We start from the raw sequence: 22,162 nt of genomic DNA, 5'->3' as shown, positions 1-22,162 counted from the left end.
TCTGATCCGATAATGGTATGAATTAAGTGTGTGACGCGGAATCGTCCGGTATGGAGACGCTCCTTCTCAACGGATCGGACGTCAGAGAGAACGCGGCGATGGCGGAACTGGTCCCCGCCATCGAGGAGGCGTTCGGCGCGTTCGAGCGGGGGGACGCGCAGATGCCGGCGAAGTCCTACATCGATCTCCCGCAGTACAACGGCGATTTCCGGTCGATGCCGGCGTATCTTGCGACCGACGAGTGGGACGCCGCGGGCGTCAAGTGGGTGAACTCCCACCCGGACAACCCCGAGCGGTTCGACCTCCCGACGGTCCTCGGGACGATGATCTACTCCGACCCCGAGACCGCGCTCCCGCTCGCGATTATGGACGGCCGGGAGCTGACTGGACTCCGGACCGGCGCGGCCGCGGCCGTCGCGACCGACCATCTCGCCGCGGCGGACGCCACCTCCCTCGGCATCGTCGGCGCGGGCGCGCAGTCGTACACGCAACTACGCGCCATCTCGCAGGTTCGGGACATCGAGACGGTCGTCGTCGCTGATCGGGACGCCGCACGCGTCGCTGACTTCGTCGAGACCTTCGAAGGCGAATACGACGTCCGCGGCGGGTCGATCGCGGAAGCTGCCGCCTGCGACGTCCTCTCGACTGTGACGCCCGTCGAAGAGCCGATCGTCCCGCGGGACGCCGTCGGCGAGCAAACCCACATCAACGCGATGGGCGCCGACGCCGCGGGCAAACACGAACTCGAAGACGAGATTCTACTCGATTCGAAACTCGTCATCGACGACTACGAGCAGACGACTCACTCCGGGGAGATCAACGTTCCCTGGAGCGCGGGCACGCTGACCGACGACGACATCTACGGCTCGCTCGGTGAGATCGTCGTGGGGAAAAAAGCGGGACGGACTGACGACGACGGGCTCTCCGTGTTCGACTCGACCGGGCTGGCCATCCAGGATGTCGCGGCCGCCCACGTCGTCTACGAGCACGCGACCGAGAACGACGCCGGCTACGCGTTCGATCTGCTCGGCGTGGCGTAGCCGAAACGCGCGGAACGTTCATCGGAGACCGGGTCGCCCGAGGCGTCTCCGGTAGCTTTTACAGAATCGCCGACGCGGCCAACGTATGGTCTGGGTACGCGCCGAGTACGCGGGGCCGCTCGCGGTCGTCTCGACGTGGCTGGCCGCCTTCGTCCCCTGGAACGTCACCTACTCGCCCGACATCGCCGGCGGGTCGGTGCTTTTCGTCCGCTTTCCCTTCTTCCAGGTGCGGTATGCCTTCGACGTGGCCGCCGCTCGGCGCGTTGCGGTGTCCGATCCCCTGTCGGCGACCGCGCTGCAGGCCGGGCAGACGATTCAGGCCGCGTATCAGGCGTGGACGGTCGGCGCCGCGATTCTCGCCGTCGCGGTCGTCCTCGCAGTCGCCTACTACCGCGACGAGGAGTCCGTCGAGTCGTGGCCGGTCGACCCGGTACGGCTGCTCGGGGCGCTGCTGACGCTTTCGGGACTCGTGCTCGTCGTCGCGACGTACCTGCTCGCGACGCGAGGGTTTCCCGGCGTCCCACTGCCGATCGGCGTCGTTTTCCTGCTGCTTTTCGGAGGCATCCTGTTGACTGTCGATCGGACGCCGCCGTCGTCCGCGCCAGAGTCCGAGGCGTGAGCATCCGTTTTCGGCTGTGCGGGCGACAGTATAAGTCGCTCCGCCCAGAATAACCGGTAACGCGACACCCACACGAGATGGCAGGGATCGATTCGGAGCAAGAACGGGGTGGGGGAGCCGAGGCGGAAGCGACAGCTACGGGCGCGGAGGCGGCCGCCGATGGGTCTTCGAGCGGGGACGAAAGCGTCCTCGAGAACCTCCAGCGGCGGATGCAGCGTCTCGCTGAAGTCCTCCGGGGCTCGTCGCTCGAGGTCAGGCCATATCGGCCGGAGGATGGGATTTTCGCCGACTTTGCGGCACCGTCGGGCGAGGAGATCGTCGACCGGTACTGGGTGAACGCGCCGTACGCCTACGTCGTGATCACGTACGACGACGAGGACAGTGAACACTACTACTACGCGGTCGAGCCGGAACTCGACGACTTCGAGGCCGAACTCCTCTCGCGGGTCAAAGTCGACATCCGCGACCCGCTCCTCTACCGGACGAACGAGGAACCGACCGCAGAGGAGACGCTGCGGGACGAACTGCAGACGCTTTTCGAACAGTACGGCGTCGAGGTCTCGATGCGGACCTTCCACGCGATTCTGTACTATCTCTCGCGCGACTTCCGGGACCTCGGCCGGATCGATCCGCTGATGTCGGATCCGCACATCGAGGACATCTCCTGTGACGGGTACGATCTCCCGATCTTCGTCTACCACGACGAGTACACCGATATCGAGACCAACATCGCCTACGCCGCCGACAACCTCGACGACTTCGTCATCCGACTCGCCCAGGAGTCCGGCCGGCACGTCAGCGTCGGCGACCCCGTCGTGGGGACGACGCTGCCCGACGGGTCACGGATCGAACTCGCGCTCGGCGAGGAGGTGACGCCGCGCGGGTCGGCCTTTACCATCCGGAAGTACGCCGACGAGCCCTTTACCCCGATCGACCTCATCAAGTACGGAACCTTCTCGATCGAGCAGATGGCGTACCTCTGGCTCTGCATCGAGAACAACCGGAGCCTGATCTTCGCCGGCGGGACCGCCTCGGGGAAGACGACGTCGATGAACGCCGTCTCGATGTTCATCCCGCCGCGCGCGAAGGTCCTGACTATCGAGGACACCCGCGAACTGTCTCTGTACCACGACAACTGGCTGGCGTCGGTGACGCGGGAGCGACTCCACGAGGGCAGCGACATCGATATGTACGACCTGCTGCGATCTGCGCTCCGCCATCGCCCGGAGTTCATCATCGTCGGCGAGGTGCGGGGTAACGAGGCGGTGACCCTGTTCCAGGCGATGAACACGGGCCACACGACCTTCTCGACGATGCACGCCGACAGCATCGAGACGGTGATCAATCGCTTAGAGAACGAGCCGATCAACGTGCCGCGGGCGATGGTCCAGTCTTTGGATCTGCTCTGCGTCCAGACGCTCACGCGCGTCGACGGCGAGCGCGTCCGCCGCTCGAAGGCGATCGGGGAGGTCGGCGAGATCGATCAGCGGACGGGCGAACTCGACTACTCGCGGGCGTTCAACTGGGATCCGGGCTCTGATACCATCGAGCGCTCTGATCTGAACCTCCTAGAGGAGATCCAGCGGGACCGCGGGTGGACCCGAACGGAGCGGAAAGAGGAGATGAACCGTCGAAAGCGGTTCCTTCAGCGGCTCGTGGAGCTAGACACGACCGACTTCCGCCAGTTCACGGCGCTCGTCAACGAATACTACTCGAATCCCGAGAAGGTGATGAACCGACTCGAGGCTGCCGAGAACCCGTCGAGTGACCTGAGCGACGCCGACGTCTCCGAGGCGGCGGCGTTTGACGGCGACGAGGTCGAGGTCGATGGCGACGATTGATCTCATCGTCGGCTATCTGCCGCTCGTCGTCGTGACACTGCTTGCGGTACCGGTTGCGCTGTTTCCCGTCAGCCGACGCGCCCGGCTGATCGTCTCCCGGGTCGGGCTCCACGTCTTCGGGCAGTACGTCGCAGAGCGGAGTCAGAACCGGGAGGACCAGATTAGGCGGATGCGGGCCGCGTTCGTCGGAGAGAGCCACCGCGTGTTCGCCTCCGAGACGCTCGTCATCGCCGCCGTCTCGGGCGTCGCCGGGAGCGTCTACGGGGTCTATCTCGGGGCGATGGTCCTCCGCTCGCTCGCGCTCGATCCGGAGGTTCTCCGGGAGATTCTGCCGGGACCGGCTGAGTTCCTCGCGACGGTGGCTGGGGTGCCGAACCTCTCGCCGGTGCAGTTGTTCGCGGTGCTTCTGGTCACCAGCGCGACGTTCGGGACGGCGCTCGCCGCGGGCACCTACTGGGGCCGCTGGACGTATCTCGACCAGAAGGCGCGGGCCCGCGGGATCGAAATCGACGCGACGCTCCCGCGGACGGTCGCCTTCGTCTACGCGCTCTCCCGGTCGGGAATCCCGTTTCAGGCGGTCTTGCGGACGCTCTCGCACAACCAGGACGTCTACGGCGAGGCCGCGCGCGAACTCGGCGTCGCGGTGCGGGATATGGACGCGTTCGGGACCGACATCCTGACCGCGCTGGGGGAGACGGCCGAACGGACGCCGAGCGAGAACCTCGAGGAGTTCACCGAGAACCTCGCGAGCGTGCTCTCGTCGGGACAGAGCGTCTCGACGTACCTCCACGATCAGTACGATCGGTTCCAGGAGGAAGCAGAGGCACAACAGCGACGGTATCTGGATCTCCTAGCGACGTTCGCGGAGGGGTACGTCACGGTTCTTGTCGCCGGCCCGCTGTTTTTCATCACGATCCTCGTCGTCATCGGGCTGGTGATGCAGGATACGCTCACCTTAGTCAGGCTCATCAGCTACCTCGCGATTCCGCTTTTGACGTTCGGATTCATCGTTTACGTCGACAGCATCACGGAGGGACTCACCGCACCGGGCGGGGAAACGGAGGACGACACCACCCGGCTCCGGATAACGAAGGGCGCCGGACTGGTCTCTCCGGGCGGGGGCGATGACGCATCGCCGGTAACGGACGGCGGCACAGCCTCCGGGGGGCGGTTGTCGGACCGAGCAAACAGGGAGCGACTCGCGGTGTACGACCGGATCGGGACGGTCCGGGAGACGCTCTCCGATCCCGTCGAGACGATCCTGCGGCAGCCGGTGTACTCGCTTTTCGTCACGGGACCGCTCGGACTGCTGGTGTTTTGGCTTTCGCTGGACGAGGCGGCTCTGGCGGCGGCCGCTGCGTTTCTGTCGGGCCCGTCGTCGACGGAGGCGGTCTGGGAACTGATCGCGGCGATCGACGGCCCGATCGTCCGCGTGGCGCTTTTCGTGCTCGGCGGGATCGCGCTCTCCCACGAGGTTCAAAAGCGGCGGCTCCGCCGCATCGAGGCGGAGGTCCCCGACTTCCTCGAACGGATGGCCAGCATCAACGAGGCGGGCGTGACGATCGTCGGGAGCCTCGAGCGGCTATCGAACGCGGAACTGGGACGCCTCGGCGACGAGATCGACCGGGTCTGGCGGGACATCCACTGGGGATCGAACGTCGAATCGGCGCTCGCCCGGATGGAATACCGGACGGGGAGCCCGATGGTGTCGCGGTCGATGACGTTGATCCGCAACGCGATGGCCGCGAGCGGTAACATCGGCCCCGTGCTCCACATCGCGGCCGACGAGGCACAGGAGACACGGCGGCTCCGCCGCGAGCGGCGCCAGGAGATGCTCACCTACCTCATCGTCATCTACATCTCGTTTTTCGTCTTCCTGGGTATCGTCACCGCCCTGACGGTTTCGTTCATCCCCGCGATCGAAGCGGCAGGCCAGTCCGGCGGCGTCGCTTCCGGGGACGTCGGCGGCGTCGACACCGGGGTATTGGGGGGACTCCAGACCGTCGACACCGAGGCCTACAAACTGCTCTTTTTCCACACCGCGGCGATTCAGGGCGTCTGTTCCGGCACCGTCGCCGGCCAACTCGGCGAGGGGAGCGTCGCCGACGGGGTGAAACACGCGACGATCCTGCTCGGCATCGCATACGTCGTCTTTGCGTTCCTGTGATCGACGCTGTCCGCCTGGGTCGTCTTTGCGTTCCTGTGATCGACGCTGTCCGCCTGGGTCGTCTTTGCGTTCCTGTCATCGACGCTGTCTGCTCGCCTACGTCGCCTCCACGCCCCTGTGATCGTCACTCGGACCGCCGCGGCTTTGTGCGGTCGCCGTCTCCGGGCGACTATGGACGACGAGGCGACACCCCCGCCGGTCGGGGAGACGTACGACCGGATCGCGACGCACTTCGCGTCGACGCGTGAGTACCCCTGGCCGGAGGTGGTCGCGTTCCTCGGGGGCGACGCGGGGGACGGTCTCGCCGACGAGGCGGCATCGATCCTGTCCGGTGCGGCGACGCCCGAAGCGAGCCCGGATAGAGGTACTGACACGTCGACCAGAGGAACTGACCGCGGCGACGACTCCGATACGCCCGCAGATCAGGCCGCACGCGTCGGGCTCGATCTCGGCTGCGGCAACGGCCGCCACGCCGAGGTGCTGGCCGACAGGGTCGAGACCGTCGTCGGTGCCGACGTCAGCGGCGGACTCCTCCGGACTGCCAGGGAGCGGGCACTCGACCGCGGATTTGACGGCGCCCTGGCGCTGCTACAGGCCGACGCCGCGTCGCTTCCGCTTGCGACAGACGCTGTCGACGTTGCCGTCTACGTCGCGACGATCCACCACCTCCGCCCGCGAGACCGTCGCGTCGCCAGCCTCTCGGAGTTAGCCCGCGTCCTCGCGCCGGGCGGCCGCGGGCTCGTGAGCGCGTGGTCGACGGCCCACGACCGGTTCGACGCTGAGGCGGGCTTCGACACGACGATCCCGTGGACGCTTCCTGGCGGCGAACGGGTTCCGCGATACTACCACATCTACGACCCTGCGGAGTTCGAGGCGGATCTCCGCGACAGCGACCTCCGGATCGTCGATACCGTCGTCTCCAGCGGCAACTGTTATGCGGTCGTCGCGCCGGGCGGGTCGGCGTAGCGGGCTGCGGTCCTATGACGATCCGACGGGTGGCCGGTGGGTGCGCACGCGAACTCTGGGCTTAAGTCCGCGCGGTGGATAGTAGGGGTTGAATGAGCGAGACAGCGGACACATCCGAGTACGAGGTGGTCGTCGTCGGGGGCGGGCCGGCCGGCCTGCAGACGGCGCTGTACACGACGCGGCTGGGCCACGACACGGCGGTCGTCGACCGCGGCGGCGGCCGCGCGGCGATGATGCTCGACACCCACAACGTGATCGGCGTCACCGAGGAGACGTCGGGCAACGAGTTCCTCGCGACGGCGCGGGAGCAGGTGGAGTCCTACGGCGGCGACGTCGTCCGCGACTTCGTTACCGAGGCCGACGAGACGGACGACGGCCGTTTCCGGCTCGTCGGCAACGAACGGACGTACCTCGCCGAGCGGGTCGTTCTCGGCGTCGGCTTCAGCGACGAGCGGCCGGAGCCGCCGCTCCCCCGGACAGGCAAGGGTCTGCACTACTGCCTCCACTGTGACGCGTACATGTTCATCGACCGGCCGGTGTACGTGATGGGGACCGGCGAGGCCGCCGCCCACGTCGCGATGATTATGCTCAACTTCACCGACGACGTGGACATTCTGCTCCGCGGGGCAGAGCCCGAGTGGAGCGCAGAGACGGACGAACAGCTCCGCGGACACCCGATCGGGATCGTCGAATCGGAGATCACGGGAATGCAAAAGAGCGACGACGGTTGGCTCGAAGCATTCGAGTTCGAGGACGGCAGCGTCCGCAACTACCGCGGCGGCTTCCCGATGTACGGGTCGGACTACAACACCGACCTCCCCGAGCAACTCGGCTGTGAACTGAACGACGACGGTACGGTCGCTGTCGGCGAGTCGGGGGAGACGAGCGTCGACGGCGTCTACGCCGTCGGCGACCTCACGCCCGGCCACAACCAGATTCCGGCCGCGATGGGCGAGGGCGTCCAGGCCGGTATCGACATCCACTACGGGCTCCGGGAGTTCCCGCGGGATCTCGAATCGATCCGCGCGGACGGCCCCGTCGACGCCGATGCCGTCCCGGGCATCGGCGAGCGCGTCCACGCCGCTGCCGATGACTTCGAGGAGGCGAGCGCGCCGCCGATCGAGCGGCCAGAGGCCGAATCCGCCGCTGACGACTGATACTGATCACTCTTACTTTTTTGCCGCAGAGCGTAGCCCCGTCGACGGTGCTCGGTGGGAAGAGACCGGAGAGACGATATGCGGTCTTCTGATTCGGCACCCAGTCTGACAGCCCGAAAGGGTAAGGTCCTTATTCGGGGACCGGAAAGTGACAGGTGACGGCCGACACCGCTCCGAGTGGTGATCGCCCGTAGCGCGCCGGTGGTCTAGTGGTAGGACCTGAGCCTTCCAAGCTCATGGCCCGGGTTCAAATCCCGGCCGGCGCACTCCTTTCAGTCGTGCACCGGCCGATGTCCCGTTCGCGCTGCTCACGGGACTCCCGGCCGGCGCATTTCTTCTGCGAACGGAGTGAGCAGAGAAATCGCCCTGCCGGCGATTTGAATCAGGGAGCGGCGCGAACGCAGTGAGCAGAGCGACCGTGGTTCACAATCCCGGCCGGCGCAGTTCCCGAACGAGCGTGAGCGGCATCGAAGACGGATTTGATCCCTCGAAGTCCCGGCCGAGGTTGTGATTCGATCGCCCGTGCGATGGTTTTTGTCCGTTCCCACCAATAGGTAGCCGTGTCAGCCTTCGATGCCGTGTTATTCGACCTTGACGGGACACTCTGTCACCGGACACAGGATACGGCGGCTGTGTACGCGGCAGCGTTCGAGCACGTCGGTGCGACACCCTTCGGCGAACCGGCAGACCTCTGGGCCGCGCTCGACGGCTCGCCGGATCACGACGACTGGACGGGGTATATCGGCGCAGGATTTGCCCGTCTCGCCGCCCAAAACAGTCGTACCGACGTCGACCCGCTGGCCCTCGCTGCAGCGCTCCGTGAATTCGTCGACGACTCCGCAGTTGCGTTCACCGAGGGAGCAAAAGCGGCGCTGGACAGCGCCGCTACCTGCGGTGCGGTCGGCGTCGTGACCAATGGGCCGAGACAGCGTCAGGAGCCGAAACTCCGCGCACTGGGTGTCGCCGACCGCTTCGATTCCGTGGTGTACGCCGCCGACTTGCGCCGAAAGAAGCCACACGCGCTGCCGTTCCACCGCGCGCTCGCCGAACTCGAGACGTCGGCCGAACGGGCGCTGTACGTCGGCAACTCACTCGCATACGACGTTGCTGGCGCACAAAATGCCGGACTCCCGGTCGCGTGGCTGCGTAGCGAGGAGAGCGCTGCAGCCCCCTACGAACCCGAATACGTGATCGACTCGCTGTCGGAGTTGCCGACGATACTCGAGGGGCAGCGATGACCGGGAAGCCACCTGGGGGAGCCCTCGGGGACGAGCGACTGCGGGCCGGTGCACGAGCGGCACTCCGAACGCTGGAAGCGACCGTAACTGCCGTGGAGCCGATCCCTCGTGGCAACAGAAAGCGGACCGCGATCGCTCGGTTCGAGAGGCGGGGGCCGGCTGTCGTGCAGGTATGCGCGGAGGTGAGGTGGCTGCGGACCGAGGCGACGCTTTTGTCCCTGATCCGCGACCGGACGGGGGTACCGGTGCCGCCCGTGCTGGCAGCGGGTGAACACGATGGTGTCGCGTATCTACTGACCGCCTACGTCGCTGGGGACGATCTCCACGAGCAGTTTACCGCGGCGGATCCCGAGGTGAGAACGCTGCTCGCGCGCTCGTTCGGAAGTTACCTGGCGCAACTTCACGACGTGTTTCCGTTCGACGGCTACGGCCGGCTCGAATCACCGGGTGAGTTCTCGCCGCCCGGTGACGTGCTTTCGCCAGCGTGCGAGGACTGGGAGGAGTGGTTCCGGGAGTACGGCCTGGGGGCAGTTGACCGCCTTCCGCAGGAGTTCGACCCCCTGCGATCCGATCTGCGAGAACTGTTCGAGCAGCCGGCGATCGACGGGAGCCCACAGGCGCGACTCTATCCGTGGGACTTCCGGCCCGGGAACGCCCTCGTTGCCGACGACCGGGTGACGGCCGTGCTGGACTGGGAAGCTCCGCTGGCCGCTCCAGCAACGCTTTCGGTCGCGAAAGCGGAGTATCTCGTCGCCGATTGGTACGTGAGCGAGCCTGCGCCCCTCCGGGCGGCGTTTCGGACTGGCTACGAACGTGTGCGGCCCTACCCAGACGTCCCCACGGCCCACCGCGTTGCCGCAATCGCCGATAGCGCCGTCGACTCCGCACGGCGAGTGACCAACCCGCGGTATCCGGAGCGAGACCGCGAGGGTGCCGTCGCTTTCCATCGCAACTCACTCGAAGCAGCGCTCGCAGGAACGCACGACGCGGACTGGTGATACCCCACGGGCGCCGCTCTGTTGCTGTCCCTTGCGGCGACGAGTCCCCCAACAGTGTTAATCGTTCTCAATCCCTGGTGATAATATGGCTATCGCACGACACGAAAGTAGTGTCAGTGCGGATGTCCGGGCGCTGCTCTCCCAGATCCATCCCGTATTTATGCTGCCGCCGCTTGCTGCCTCCTGGTTCGGTGCTGCTGTCGCTGGCCAGTTCGCGATCGCCATCGGCGCACTCCATATGACCGCGATGTTCTTCGCCGTGTACACTGCCCACGTGAAGGACGGCTACGTCGACTTCTATCGGCGAGGGGAAGACGACGACCACCCGATGTCGATGCGTGGTTGTCGATTCGCACTCTTCGGTGCAGCCCTCGGGTTCGCAGCCTGTACCCTCTCACTTGGGGTGATCGTGGGGCCGGGAGCGACACTCATCACACTCCCGACCTGGTTCATCGGCTATCTCCACGCGCCACAGTTAGACACGAACCCAGTCACGACGACCCTGGGCTATCCGACCGGAATCGCGCTTGCGATCCTCGGTGGCTTCTACGTCCAGACCGGGACTCTCACTCCGGCGGCGATCGGATTCGCCCTCGTCTTTCTTGTGACCTTGGCCGGTGTCAAGATCATCGACGACGAGCAGGATTACGCGTACGACCGGTCGATCGACAAACGGACCGTCTCCGTGCTACTCGGCCCCCGGCCGGCACGGCGAGTGGCTGCCGCGCTCCTGTTTTTCGGTCTCGTAGGTGTGCTCTGGGGAACGCTCGGCGGGGCCTTTCCACCGGCCTCACCGCTTGCCGCACTCGCGTTTGTAACGATCGCGGTGATCGCGATCCGTGCAGAGCCGACGATCGCGACGATGCTACTGATTCGGGGTGCGTACGTCTTTCTGGCGCTTCTGTTCGTGGCTGTCTGGTTCCGTCCGCTCTCCGGAATCGTGCTCCCGGATATTACGGTACTCGGGCCGTACACCTATCTCACAACGGAGATTTTCTTCGGCGCAATTGCGCTTGGACTGCTGTCCTACGCCGACGCGCTTCGCCGTGCTGCTTTCACGATCGCTGCCCTGTATCCCATCGCGTACGTCTGGGACTGGTACACGCTGGAAGTGGGGGTCTTCGAGATTACACTGCGGACGGGGCACGAACTGTTCGGCATTCCGATCGAGGAACATCTGTTTATGATCGTCGTTCCGGCCCTCGTTTTGGGCATTCACGAGACGATTCGAACTGTGTCCGCGGACTCGACGGTTGCAGACAGCGACGCAACAGCGGACAGTTCGGGCACCGACTCGACAACGGACAACTCCGCCTAAGTATCGACCGCAACCTGGCCGAACAGAGAGTCGGTTTTGTACTTCCGCGCCCTGTGTTCCGATCATATCTCTCTGTTCTATCGGGGCGTCAGATCCAAGAGGGACGTCAGGGCGACCTGTCGCGGTCGTTGCGTTTCCGATACCGGTCGCCTGTCTCGTATCCTCGATCCGCTCGCGTCTTCGACTGCCAAGTGACCGTCACGATCGTTCTTTCCGTTCGTCGCCTGTCGAACGGTAATTCACTCACATTTGTATTGTATTAATGCCCTTATATGTGGTTAGTGTACCCTTATTGTTTGAGGAGAAGACCCTTTAGGACCCACCCCGATTGAGACGTATGACCAAGCCACAGAGAGACACGACCGACGAGTCCGTCGGTCTCGCGGATCCGACGGACGAACGGTCGAACTGCGGTGTCGGCGCCGTCATCGATCTCGACGGCGGTCGATCGCACGAGACTGTTGCAGACGGGATCGAACTGCTGGAGAACCTCGAACATCGCGGGACGACCGGTGCGGAGGAGAACACCGGCGACGGGGCCGGGATTATGGTACAGCGCCCCGACGAGTTCTTCGATGCGGTCGTCGACGCCGATCTCCCCGAGGAGTATGCGGTCGGCTCGATCTTTATGCCGCAGGACGACGCCGCCCGGACCGGCCTCGTCACGATCTTCGAACGCGTTCTCGGTGAACACGGCCTCGACGTCGTTCACTGGCGAGACGTACCGACCGACAATTCGGATCTCGGTGCGACGGCGCTGAACTCCGAACCCGACGTCTGGCAGGCGTTTGTCGTCCCCGAAGAGGACCTCGACGCCGACGCCTTCGATCGCGCGCTGTACGTCTCGCGACGGGCTGTCGAAAACGAGGTCGGGGAACTGGATTCGGAGGCCTCGGCGCGCTTCTACATCTGTTCGCTCTCGCGGAAGACGCTCACCTACAAGGGACTGCTGAAGGGCGAGCAACTCGCGGACTACTACCCGGATCTGAACGACGAGCGGCTGCGGACCACGCTGACGCTTGTGCACGCGCGCTTCTCGACGAACACGCTGGGCGCGTGGCACCTCGCGCACCCCTACCGCCACATCATCCACAACGGCGAGATCAACACCATCCAGGGGAACATCAACTGGATGCGGAGCCGGGAGACGGACCTCGAACACGAGGCCTTCGGCGACGACCTCGAAACGCTGAAGCCGATCATCAACGATCCGAACCAGTCCGACACCGCGTCGGTCGACAACGCGGTCGAACTCCTGCTGCAGGGCGGCCGCGACCTCCCGCACGTCCTCCGGATGCTGATCCCGGAGGCGTTCCGCGGCGACGAGCGGATGAACGACGACCGCCGCGCGTGGTACGACTACCACGCCTCGCTGATCGAGCCGTGGGACGGCCCCGCGCTCGTGGCCGCCACCGACGGCGACCGCGTCGCCGCCGTCCTCGACCGGAACGGTCTCCGGCCGTGCCGGTACGACGTGACGACGGACAACACGCTCGTGATGGCCAGCGAGGTCGGCGCCCTCGACACCGACCCCAGCGAGATCCGCGAACGCGGCCGGCTCCAGCCGGGCCAACTGTTCGTGGCCGACCCCGAGGAGGGGCGCGTCATTCCCGACGAGGAGGTTTTCGAGTCGCTGACCGACGACAAGTACGGCGAGTGGGTCGACGAGGAGCAACGACAGCTCGAAGCGATGGTCGACACCGACGACTACGCCCCCCGCGACGAGTTCGAGCACCTCCGGGCGGCGCAGGCCGCGTTCGGCTACACCCACGACCAGTTGAGCCACCTCATCGAACCGATGGCCAAAGACGGCAAGGACCCCGTCGGATCGATGGGCGACGACACGCCGCTTTCGGTGCTATCGGACTTCAACCGGCCGCTTTTCACCTACTTCAAGCAGCTGTTCGCGCAGGTCACCAACCCGCCGCTGGATTACATCCGCGAGGAACTGGTCACGTCGCTGGAATCCAGACTCGGCGCCCAGCGGAACCTCCTCGACGAGACGCCGGCGCACGCCCGCCAACTCGTGCTCGACTCGCCCGTGCTGACAGACGCGCAGACGGCGGGCATCAGATCCCTGGGCGAGGCCGACGGCGACGCGATGTCATCGACGATCGTCGACATCACCTACGATCGTGAGCGCTCCCTCGAGGCGGCCGTCGAGCGCGTCCGCGAGGACGCCGCCGCGGCCATCGAGTCGGGCGCCGACGTCGTCGTCCTCTCGGACCGAAACCTCGGTCCGGACCGGGTCGCGATCCCCAGCCTGCTCGTCACGGGCGCGGTCCATCACAGCCTCGTCCGCAACGGGCTTCGGAACCACACGGGCCTCGTCGTCGAATCGGGCGACCCCCGCGAGGTCCACCACATCGCGACCCTCGTCGGCTACGGCGCCGACGCCGTCAACCCCTACCTCGCCTACCAGACGATCGCCGACGTCGTCGCCGGTCCCGACGGGGCCGACGAGTCCGAAGCGATCGCGGCGTACAAGAAGGCGCTGGAGGACGGCCTGCTGAAGACGATGGCCAAGATGGGCATCTCGACGGTCGAGTCTTACCAGGGCGCCCAGATCTTCGAGGCGGTCGGCCTCGACTCCGAGTTCGTCGCCGAGTACTTCGAGGGGACGGAGATCCGCACGGAGGGCATCGGCATCGACGTGATCGAGGAGGACGTCCGCACGCGACACACCGTGGCGTTCGGCGACGACCCGCAACTGGAACGCCAGGGCGAGTACGAACACCGCTCGGACGGCATCCACCACCAGTGGAACCCCAAGACTGTCGGGACGATCCAGCAGGCGGTCCGATCGGGCGACTACGAGAAGTACCAGGAGTTCGCGGAGCTGATCAACGACCAGACCGAGGAACTGCAGACGCTCCGCGGGCTGCTCGAGTTCGACTCCGACCGGGAGTCGGTCCCGATCGAGGAGGTCGAGCCGGTCGAGGAGATCGTCCAGCGGTTCTCGACGGCCGCGATGTCGCTCGGCAGCCTCTCGCCGGAGGCCCACGAGAACAACTCGATGGCGATGAACCGCCTCGGCGGCAAATCCAACACCGGCGAGGGCGGCGAACCGCCCGAGCGGTTCGGCACGGAAAAGGAGTGCAACGTCAAGCAGGTCGCCTCCGGGCGCTTCGGCGTCACCTCCGAGTACCTCACGAACGCCGACGAACTGCAGATCAAGATGGCGCAGGGCTCGAAGCCCGGCGAGGGCGGGCACCTCCCGGGCAAGAAGGTCAACGAGATGATCGCCCACGTCCGTTTTGCGACGCCGGGCGTCGGCCTCATCTCCCCGCCGCCGCTGCACGACATCTACTCGATCGAGGATCTCAAACAGCTCATCCACGACCTGAAGGCGGCCAACCCCGAGGCCGACATCAACGTCAAACTCGTCTCGGAGGCCGGCATCGGCACCATCGCGGCCGGCGTCGCGAAGGCCAACGCCGACGTGGTCCACATCTCCGGCCACGACGGCGGGACCGGGGCGTCGCCGAAGACGTCGATCAAGAACGCCGGCCTGCCGTGGGAACTCGGCCTGGCGGAGGCGAACCAGATGCTGCGGGCGACGGACCTGCGCTCGCGGATCCGCGTCACGGTCGACGGCGGAATGAAGACCGGCCGCGACGTCGCGGTCGCGGCGCTGCTCGGCGGCGAGGAGTACGTCTTCGGGACGGCCTCGCTCGTCACCTCCGGCTGTGTGATGGCGCGGCAGTGTCACGAGAACACCTGTCCGGTCGGCGTCGCCACCCAGCGCGAGAAGCTCCGGGACCGCTTCCCCGGCCAGCCCGACCACGTCATCAACTACCTGACGTTCATCGCCCAGGAGCTCCGAGAGATCATGGCGGAACTGGGCTTCCGCTCGCTGGAGGAGATGATCGGCCGTCCCTCCTTGCTCACCCAGCGGGAGACCGACCACGAGAAGGCCAGACACCTGGATCTCTCGGACGTCATCGCCGAGCCCGCCGGCGACGCGCGGCAGAAGACCGAGGAACAGATCCACGCCGGGGTCGCCGCCCAGCTGGATCACGAACTCATCGAGCGCGCCGAACCGGCGCTCGAAGGCGGCGAGCCCGTCGCGATCGACTCGGCGGTCTCGAACGTCGACCGCGCGGTCGGCGCGATGCTGTCGAACCGCATCTCCGCGACGTACGGCGGCGACGGGCTCCCGGACGATACGATCCGCTGTGACTTCGACGGCATCGCCGGCCAGTCTTTCGGCGCCTTCCTCGCCGGCGGGGTGACGATGCACCTCACCGGGGCGGCCAACGACTACATCGGCAAGGGCCTCTCCGGCGGCAAGCTGATCGTCCAGACGCCCGAGAACGCCGCCTACGAGGCCGACGAGAACGTCCTGGTCGGCAACGTGGCACTCTACGGCGCGACGCAGGGCGAGATGTACGTCAACGGCGTCGCCGGCGAGCGCTTCGCCGTCCGCAACTCCGGCGTGAAGGCCGTCGTCGAGGGCGTCGGCGACCACGGTTGTGAGTACATGACCGGCGGTGTCGTCGCCGTGCTCGGCGACACGGGCCGGAACTTCGCGGCCGGGATGTCCGGCGGCGTGGCCTACGTCTACGACCCCGACGACGAGTTCGCAGCGTTGACCAACACCGGGATGGTCTCGCTGTCGGGGACGCTTGAGGACCTCGACAGACAGATGCTTCGCCGGCTCGTCGAGAACCACGCGACCTACACCGACAGCGACCGCGCGGCGTGGATGCTCGACGACTGGGCAAACGTTGTCTCCGACTTCGTGAAGGTGATGCCCGACGCCTACGCGGAGGTCATCGCGGAGCGCGCCCGCGACGACGTCCGGAAGGAGCTTCCGCCCGCGGCGGGGGCGACGCCCGCCGGCGACGACAGCGACGCGGTCGCCCAGACCAGCGACGACTGAGCCGGATTCCGGACGCGTTTTCTCGGTTTCCCCCCGCTCCCGTTCGTCCACGGAGGCACGCGGGAGGGCCGAGCCGCGAACCGATCGTTCGCGCGTCCACAAGGGAAGCGGTATACCTTCGCCAGGGCTAGCTCCGGTATGGTGCGGCGATCCCGGGCTATCTCCTATGTTATTGCTACTATACTTCTAGTTGGCATCGTCGTAATTCTCGCAGCGACGATATCCACCGTGATGTTCGGATTCACCGACGAACTTCGAGAACCTGCGCCGAACGTCGCACAGTCAGACGGAGAGTTCCTCCCGCAGGACGGAAACAGCGGTGGGATCGTCAAGATCACACACGTTTCCGGTGATCCACTCACGATATCGGAGATCGAAATCTCGGTGCGGGCCGAATGCAGCGACGGGACAAGACGGGGGCGGATCGTCAACCTCCCGGCGGGATCGGGGAACGCGATCCGCGAATCCGACGGCCAAATCGAGGGCGACAATATTTTCGACGAACGATCGTTAAACCTGATCGACAATAACGTGGCGGGCGTCGACAACGGTGGGGCGCTGCTCCAGGGTGGACAGTTCACCGCCGGTGACGTCATCCTCTTTCGGATACCGGACAGCAAGTGTTCGCTGACGCAGGGAAGCGAGGTATCAGTAGAGATCGTCCACAAACCGTCTCAGGCGGTCGTTGTCGACAAAGAACTGACCGCGTGACCGTCGCTGACGGCCGCGATAACGACACCTGCTCGTCGGCGTGGCCGGTGGTGCCGAGTTGCCCCTCGCGTGTTCCGATTACAGCAGTCCTCGTGTTGCGATCAAGTATGCGGCTCCCGTCAGCGCACCCCACACGACCGCAGCGGCTATGCCAACGGTCAGCAACGGGCCAGCACCGAAAAATCCGGCGACGATCCAGATCAACACACCAACCCCCGCGAGAGCCTGTATCTGCAGCCCATCGACGGGTGGAGAGCGGTTCGTCACTGTCAGTGCCATTCCGTAGCCGCCGAAAAACAGTGCCAGTAGATAGAACGCCCCTCCGAGTATGCCCCAGGTCGAGTTCAGGCTACCGAGTAGTGTCGGTGCCGAATCCGCCGGTGGTGTCGTTCCCGGCGTTGTGGCTGTGGCCGACGGTGTCGGTGACGTCCCCGTCTCGGCTGCTGACGACGCTGTCGGCGTCGCAGTTGTCGTTGCTGTTCCCGGTTCGATCGTGATCGAGGTAGTGTTGCTGTCGATTCCCAGGTTGTCTTCGACGACGAGGCTCACCTCGACCGGTTCGTCCGGCATCTGGAAACTGTCCGTCGGGCGATCGGTAACCGATTGCGTGTCCCCGTTGACGCTGAACCGGTACCGGACGATCGACCCCTGCTCGCTTGCCGAGCCACTCGCGGAGAGTCGGATGTCATCTCCCGGCCGAGGGTTCATCGGGGCGTCGATCGTCGCAGTCGGACGGGTGTATTCGGTGTCAGGCGGCGTTTCCCGGAACGGAACGAAATCGACCCAGCCACGTTTCGTGACGACCGGATTCCCATCTCCTTCCGGGAGAATTGACGAGTGATACGGGCCACGGCGACTCCCCCAGTAATTGGATTCAGCGTGGACTGTCCGGCTCGATTCGGGGATGATAAGCGCCGTCGTGTTGGCCGTGATGAGCGGCGCGATATCGACTGTCAGGCCGCGGTCTTGCCCGTAGAGGCCGTTGTCCGTGAACCGGTAGCTCCTGTTCGTCGAGCCGGTTTTTTCGATCCCTATTCCGGTGGGGATGTCGCCGCTCACTCGTCGGAGTGTGAGGGCACTCCGCTCGGCGGTCCGGGTTTCACTGGGTCCGTCCGTGCGTAAGACAGCCACCGTTCCTTCCCAGAGCCGCACAGCTCTGAGATCCTCGGTGATTGCTGGATCCGAGATGAGTTCCGAGAGCGGGACGTCGGACTGCGCCTGATTGACGATCACACCGGCAGCGCCTTCAGCGACGTAGCTTCCCGTCCCTGGCTGGACGTCCGGCATCTCGACCGGATCAGCAAAGCGGTTCGTGTTGAACACGATGTCGTTGTCGCGAACCGTCGTCTCCATCACTCCCCGGAGGACCATCCCGTAGGTGTTTGCAGCGATCACGTTGTTCGCAACGGAGAGATTCCCGCGATGAGTGATGGGGCTGGACACAACGAGTCCGGCGCCGGCGTTATTCGTGAGTTGATTTCCACTCACCGTGCTTCCGTGAACGAGGAGGTCCGACTGAACCGTGACCCCGTGTTCGCCACTGTTTTTCACCGTATTGTTGTGGACGTCGAGCGCACGTGCTGCGGCATCGGTACGAATCGCCACACCGTCGGCGGCATTATCTCCGATAGTATTATCGTAGAGCGACAGTTTTGAAACGACGGTGCCATCTATCGCAATACCGTCGTCACCGTTGTCAGCGACCTCGTTACCGCTGATCTCCCCCCGGCGAAGTATCCATCCGAAGACGTGTACGCCGTCACGGCCGTTCTCCCGAACAGTGTTGTTGGAGAGATCGACCGCAAGTTCGAGGCTCCGGGTGCTTATGCCGATGCCGTGGACGACGTTGTTGGTGAGCGTATTTTCCCGCAGTGTGACGTCTCCGGTTCGGTAACTATCCGTCTCAGACTGCCGTATCCGGATTCCAGTTCGGCTGTTGTGAATCCGATTCCCGTGGGCCGTCATCGACGTGGCAGTACGGGTACCGATCCGGATACCGTCATTCGCGGCCGTGATCGTGTTGTACCAGAAGTAGCTCTCGCTTTCCTCTGCACGAACCACGACACCACTGCCGTCTACTCCGTCGATCCGGTTTCGCGAAGCCTGAAAGCGCCGGACGCGATCGGCCGCGACGAAGATGCCGGATCCGTCGACCTCACTGAACGCCGAGTCGACGACGGTAAGCCCCTTCACTCGTGTCGTCGGCTGTTCGGCCTCCGGGCTTCCGTCGGCTGGAGACGTCACATCTCCGACGACAAATGGTGCTTCGACACCGGCGGCGATCTGCGATATTCCCCCTTTTTGCAGCGTGACCGCAACCGGATAGATCCCGCGTGTCGTCGGGTTCACCGCATCCTCGTATTCGACAATCAGCTGTCCGTCGTCCGGGATGTGGACGGACTCGGACAGCGCTATCTGCAGTTGGGCGTCCGTCGACGAAACCGAAGCCACCGAATCGGCAAACGATCGTTCGATGCTGCCGTTTCGGTTCCGGTCGAGACCGATGCGTTCGATACTGTCTGCTCCCACTGATGCGACGGAACCGTCCGAACGATAGTCGAGCTGGATCGAGTCCAGCGAGACACCAACACCGGGCTGATATGCGAACGTATGCTCCGCAGCATCATCTGTCGTGTCCGGTGTGGCCGTCAACGAGACGCGGTCAGTCGGACCAGCGTTCGGACTCGCCTGAATTGCGTGGCTTCCGATGTCGCGAAACGTCGTCCTCCTGACCGTGATCGGTGGTGCTGCCGTCGTCTCATCGATCGCGAGGCCGGCACTGGTGAAATCACGCAGCCTCGAATTGACGACCTCGACTGTCCCCGCATCGCTCGCCACGGTAATCCCCGCGGTGCCGCCTTCGAGGGTCGTATTCCGGATGCGAAGGCTGCTCCTTTCGGTCCCGTTGTACTCGAGGCTTGCCCAGCGACGGTCCGCCGCTGCGCCGTCGGATCGTGTGATCTCCACCGGGCGGGCGGCCGTCCCCCGTGTCTGGAGTGAACCACTCACGGTGACGGTGATATCCTCGGCGAATTCGATCTCCGTCCCCGGTTCCACCGTCAGTGTCGCCCCCGGGGCGATTTCGATGTCCTGAATCACCCGATACGGCCCATCGGCCGGTGTCCAGGTAGTATCTGTCGTAATCTGTGACTCGACGAACGTCACGTCTGCACTCGGTTCCGCAGCCGCGGCTGCAGGCGCGATTAGCGACATCACCAATAATACGCCTACGAACGCGACCCCAACCGCCTGCAGCCAGTCGTCAGTCCCCCGTGTCAATAGTGTCACCCAGCTGCCCCACAACCTGTAACCATTCTCCTCCTATTTATAAAAACACCGGGGCCACGGTTGGATGCATATCTGCAGCGACCCGTATCGATCCGCTACGCGATGATCGGCTCCGCCCCGATATGGGCGTGAATTTCCCCAGCTACCATCCGACGGGAGATGGACACTGTCGGCTGTTCCTATAGTAGCGTTTGCAACTGATTGCTCATCCGATTGCACGCTGTCGTGCGATCGTGTGAGCGAAGACTTGCAAACGCTACGATATTGCAAGATATTTGCGACCCCTGGGTCGCGAGAGTCTTCATAGATTACAGCCGACAGTATGAGCAGCCAGCGCTCGATAGTCGGGAAAGCAATGGACAGCGACGAGGCGCCAGTTTCCTGTACGAACTGTCGCGACGAAGGAACGAAGTTGATGGACCGGACCGGAGAGTTCGTCGCACGGGCGTGTCCCAAGTGTGGACAGGAGACGCTCGGGATATCGAAGCTCTGACCGCCAGTCCCCTTTCACCGAGCGACCGACGCCGAAAAGCGGACGCGTCCCGCCGGGTCGGCGGCTCGTCCGGCAGTATCCTTAACTCCCTCACCGCAAAACCGGAAGTATGAGACGCGACGGCGACGGTGGCTGGCGTACGCCCGCGCGCACCGACCGTGCGGTCAGCGAGACAATCAGCTTCGTCCTGGTCTTCTCGCTCATCGTCGCCTCCGTCGGCGCCGTCTACGCGATCGGCGTCTCGGAACTCGAAGCCACACGCGACGCAGAGCGGATCGAGAACGCCCAGCGCGCGTTCGACGTGCTCGCGGACAACGTCGACGACGTCCTGGAGGGCGCGCCGAGCCGGGGTACCGAGGTCAAACTCGCGGAGGCGACCCTGCGCTCCGCCGACGACGCTTCGATGAACGTGACCGTCGACCCGGCGGGTGGCGGAACCCCCCGAAACTGGGAGTTTTCCCTGTCGCCGCTGGTGTACAATATCGAGGCGGGCGGGGAGATACGCCTCAGCAACGGTGCGGTCCTCCGAGACAGTGCCGGCGGCGGCGCCGCGATGATTCGCGGCCCACCCGTGGTCGTCGACGACGACCACATTCAGCTCACGCTGATCAGACAGGAGCACTCCGGGCCGGTCGCCGTCGGTGGCTCACAGACAGTCCGGATCCGGACGGCCGCGTCGCGTTCCCGGCTGTTCTACGACGACGCTGGCGGCCACGATCTGGTCCGCGTGAACGTCACAACGCCGTATCCGGACGCGTGGGGGCGCCACTACGAGTCGGTCGGCTTCGACTGTTCGGTCGTCGACGCGGCCACCCCCGGAAGCTCCGGGACGGTATCCTGCAACGCCACCGACGTCGACCGCGTCACGATCGTCTGGAGCCGCGTGCGGACCTCCTTCGAGTAGTCCACTTGGCGCCGTCGTGAATCGCCTCGGGGCATTCTCCTTGCAATCTGTAAACCTGTTTCAGGACCGCGTCCAGCCACGAGGCAACGTCGTCGGGCGGACAGTCAAAGAGGGCTTTGAGCCTAAGTTAGGTATTTGACGTTTCTGAGTGAACGCGTAGGTATGTCCCCGAAGCAAGCGAAGCGGCGACGCGGCGGAACCGACGGCGAGGCGACTGGCGCGAGAACGGTCCACGTCCACAGCGAAGACCTCCACATCCGCAGTTACGCCCACAGGGAAGCGTACGACCTTCGGCTCGAAGTCACGACGCTCGACGGCGACACCGTCTTTCAGGACTCATATTACCTGCAGCCCGGCGCGACAGAAAGCGAACTCGACGCGGTTCCGGCCGGCGAGTACGAGATTCGGGCGACCCTGGATGGGCAGCGAACGGAGACTCTCCGCTGTCGACTCGGTCCGCAACCCGACCGAACTGCCCTCATCGAGGTCGGCAACGGCATCCTCAGCCTCACTGAAGGCCTCCGCGCGCGGTAAGAT

At 65.0% G+C, this 22,162-nt stretch carries 15 protein-coding genes and 1 tRNA gene; 15 read left to right on the top strand and 1 reads right to left on the bottom strand.

All coding sequences use genetic code 11. The features are described 5' to 3' along the window. Positions 1–50: 50 nt before the first annotated feature. The 12 genes from RJT48_RS05545 (at position 51) to RJT48_RS05490 (ending at position 16,940) form a co-directional block, all read left to right on the top strand. A complete protein-coding gene (locus tag RJT48_RS05545) occupies positions 51–1,040 on the top strand; it encodes an ornithine cyclodeaminase family protein (RefSeq protein ID WP_311171248.1) in 990 nt (329 codons plus the stop codon). Positions 1,041–1,125: 85 nt separating this feature from the next. Further along, positions 1,126–1,659: a DUF7549 family protein gene (locus RJT48_RS05540; RefSeq protein ID WP_311171247.1), complete on the top strand. Its 534-nt coding sequence runs from the start codon at positions 1,126–1,128 to the stop codon at positions 1,657–1,659. A 77-nt stretch (positions 1,660–1,736) separates the two neighbouring features. Then, complete coding sequence (locus RJT48_RS05535; protein ID WP_425604699.1) at positions 1,737–3,500, top strand: type II/IV secretion system ATPase subunit; 1,764 nt, start codon at positions 1,737–1,739, stop codon at positions 3,498–3,500. After that, complete coding sequence (locus RJT48_RS05530; protein ID WP_311171246.1) at positions 3,487–5,667, top strand: type II secretion system F family protein; 2,181 nt, start codon at positions 3,487–3,489, stop codon at positions 5,665–5,667. The genes RJT48_RS05535 and RJT48_RS05530 overlap by 14 nt, the downstream gene beginning before the upstream one ends. 171 nt (positions 5,668–5,838) lie before the next feature. Continuing rightward, positions 5,839–6,633: a class I SAM-dependent methyltransferase gene (locus RJT48_RS05525; protein ID WP_311171245.1), complete on the top strand. Its 795-nt coding sequence runs from the start codon at positions 5,839–5,841 to the stop codon at positions 6,631–6,633. 92 nt (positions 6,634–6,725) lie between these two features. After that, the gene (locus RJT48_RS05520) at positions 6,726–7,790 is read left to right on the top strand and encodes an NAD(P)/FAD-dependent oxidoreductase (RefSeq protein WP_311171244.1); all 1,065 of its coding nucleotides are present in this window, start codon (positions 6,726–6,728) and stop codon (positions 7,788–7,790) included. A gap of 195 nt (positions 7,791–7,985) precedes the next feature. Continuing rightward, positions 7,986–8,056: transfer RNA gene (locus RJT48_RS05515), tRNA-Gly, on the top strand. 294 nt (positions 8,057–8,350) lie between these two features. Further along, positions 8,351–9,028: an HAD family hydrolase gene (locus tag RJT48_RS05510; protein WP_311171243.1), complete on the top strand. Its 678-nt coding sequence runs from the start codon at positions 8,351–8,353 to the stop codon at positions 9,026–9,028. Next, a complete protein-coding gene (locus RJT48_RS05505; protein ID WP_311171242.1) occupies positions 9,025–10,026 on the top strand; it encodes a phosphotransferase family protein in 1,002 nt (333 codons plus the stop codon). The genes RJT48_RS05510 and RJT48_RS05505 overlap by 4 nt, the downstream gene beginning before the upstream one ends. Before the next feature lie 85 nt (positions 10,027–10,111). Further along, complete coding sequence (locus RJT48_RS05500; protein WP_311171241.1) at positions 10,112–11,344, top strand: UbiA family prenyltransferase; 1,233 nt, start codon at positions 10,112–10,114, stop codon at positions 11,342–11,344. A 337-nt stretch (positions 11,345–11,681) separates the two neighbouring features. Then, the gene (gene gltB / locus RJT48_RS05495; RefSeq protein ID WP_311171240.1) at positions 11,682–16,229 is read left to right on the top strand and encodes a glutamate synthase large subunit; all 4,548 of its coding nucleotides are present in this window, start codon (positions 11,682–11,684) and stop codon (positions 16,227–16,229) included. Between the two features lie 138 nt (positions 16,230–16,367). Continuing rightward, positions 16,368–16,940, top strand: coding sequence for a type IV pilin N-terminal domain-containing protein (locus RJT48_RS05490; protein WP_311171239.1), 573 nt, complete (start codon positions 16,368–16,370; stop codon positions 16,938–16,940). A gap of 78 nt (positions 16,941–17,018) precedes the next feature. Here RJT48_RS05490 and RJT48_RS05485 read toward each other — a convergent pair whose 3' ends face one another. Further along, the gene (locus RJT48_RS05485) at positions 17,019–20,153 is read right to left on the bottom strand and encodes a right-handed parallel beta-helix repeat-containing protein (protein ID WP_311171238.1); all 3,135 of its coding nucleotides are present in this window, start codon (positions 20,151–20,153) and stop codon (positions 17,019–17,021) included. Between the two features lie 397 nt (positions 20,154–20,550). On the opposite strand from RJT48_RS05485, the gene RJT48_RS05480 reads away from it, so the two are divergent. From RJT48_RS05480 to RJT48_RS05470, 3 genes are all read left to right on the top strand, one after another. Then, the gene (locus tag RJT48_RS05480) at positions 20,551–20,721 is read left to right on the top strand and encodes a hypothetical protein (RefSeq protein ID WP_311171237.1); all 171 of its coding nucleotides are present in this window, start codon (positions 20,551–20,553) and stop codon (positions 20,719–20,721) included. A 109-nt stretch (positions 20,722–20,830) separates the two neighbouring features. Further along, positions 20,831–21,625 (top strand): DUF7289 family protein, encoded by a 795-nt coding sequence (locus RJT48_RS05475; protein ID WP_311171236.1) that lies wholly within the window; start codon positions 20,831–20,833, stop codon positions 21,623–21,625. A 162-nt stretch (positions 21,626–21,787) separates the two neighbouring features. After that, positions 21,788–22,159: an Ig-like domain-containing protein gene (locus RJT48_RS05470; protein ID WP_311171235.1), complete on the top strand. Its 372-nt coding sequence runs from the start codon at positions 21,788–21,790 to the stop codon at positions 22,157–22,159. Positions 22,160–22,162 lie beyond the last annotated feature (3 nt).

The sequence above is a fragment of the Halobellus ordinarius genome (assembly GCF_031823395.1).
Taxonomy (GTDB): domain Archaea; phylum Halobacteriota; class Halobacteria; order Halobacteriales; family Haloferacaceae; genus Haloquadratum; species Haloquadratum ordinarius.
Note: the sequence above shows the minus strand (reverse complement) of the source record. Positions and strands in the feature narration are given on the sequence as shown.

Bases quoted from the DNA above. Each gene is read 5' to 3' on its own strand.
- RJT48_RS05480 (WP_311171237.1), top strand. From the start codon at position 20,551: ATGAGCAGCCAGCGCTCGATAGTCGGGAAAGCAATGGACAGCGACGAG.
- RJT48_RS05535 (WP_425604699.1), top strand. From the start codon at position 1,737: ATGGCAGGGATCGATTCGGAGCAAGAACGGGGTGGGGGAGCCGAGGCG.
- RJT48_RS05520 (WP_311171244.1), top strand. From the start codon at position 6,726: ATGAGCGAGACAGCGGACACATCCGAGTACGAGGTGGTCGTCGTCGGG.
- RJT48_RS05500 (WP_311171241.1), top strand. From the start codon at position 10,112: ATGGCTATCGCACGACACGAAAGTAGTGTCAGTGCGGATGTCCGGGCG.
- RJT48_RS05530 (WP_311171246.1), top strand. From the start codon at position 3,487: ATGGCGACGATTGATCTCATCGTCGGCTATCTGCCGCTCGTCGTCGTG.
- RJT48_RS05485 (WP_311171238.1), bottom strand. From the start codon at position 20,153: ATGTCGCTAATCGCGCCTGCAGCCGCGGCTGCGGAACCGAGTGCAGAC.
- RJT48_RS05470 (WP_311171235.1), top strand. From the start codon at position 21,788: ATGTCCCCGAAGCAAGCGAAGCGGCGACGCGGCGGAACCGACGGCGAG.
- RJT48_RS05540 (WP_311171247.1), top strand. From the start codon at position 1,126: ATGGTCTGGGTACGCGCCGAGTACGCGGGGCCGCTCGCGGTCGTCTCG.
- RJT48_RS05475 (WP_311171236.1), top strand. From the start codon at position 20,831: ATGAGACGCGACGGCGACGGTGGCTGGCGTACGCCCGCGCGCACCGAC.
- RJT48_RS05525 (WP_311171245.1), top strand. From the start codon at position 5,839: ATGGACGACGAGGCGACACCCCCGCCGGTCGGGGAGACGTACGACCGG.
- RJT48_RS05505 (WP_311171242.1), top strand. From the start codon at position 9,025: ATGACCGGGAAGCCACCTGGGGGAGCCCTCGGGGACGAGCGACTGCGG.
- RJT48_RS05490 (WP_311171239.1), top strand. From the start codon at position 16,368: ATGGTGCGGCGATCCCGGGCTATCTCCTATGTTATTGCTACTATACTT.
- gltB (WP_311171240.1), top strand. From the start codon at position 11,682: ATGACCAAGCCACAGAGAGACACGACCGACGAGTCCGTCGGTCTCGCG.
- RJT48_RS05545 (WP_311171248.1), top strand. From the start codon at position 51: ATGGAGACGCTCCTTCTCAACGGATCGGACGTCAGAGAGAACGCGGCG.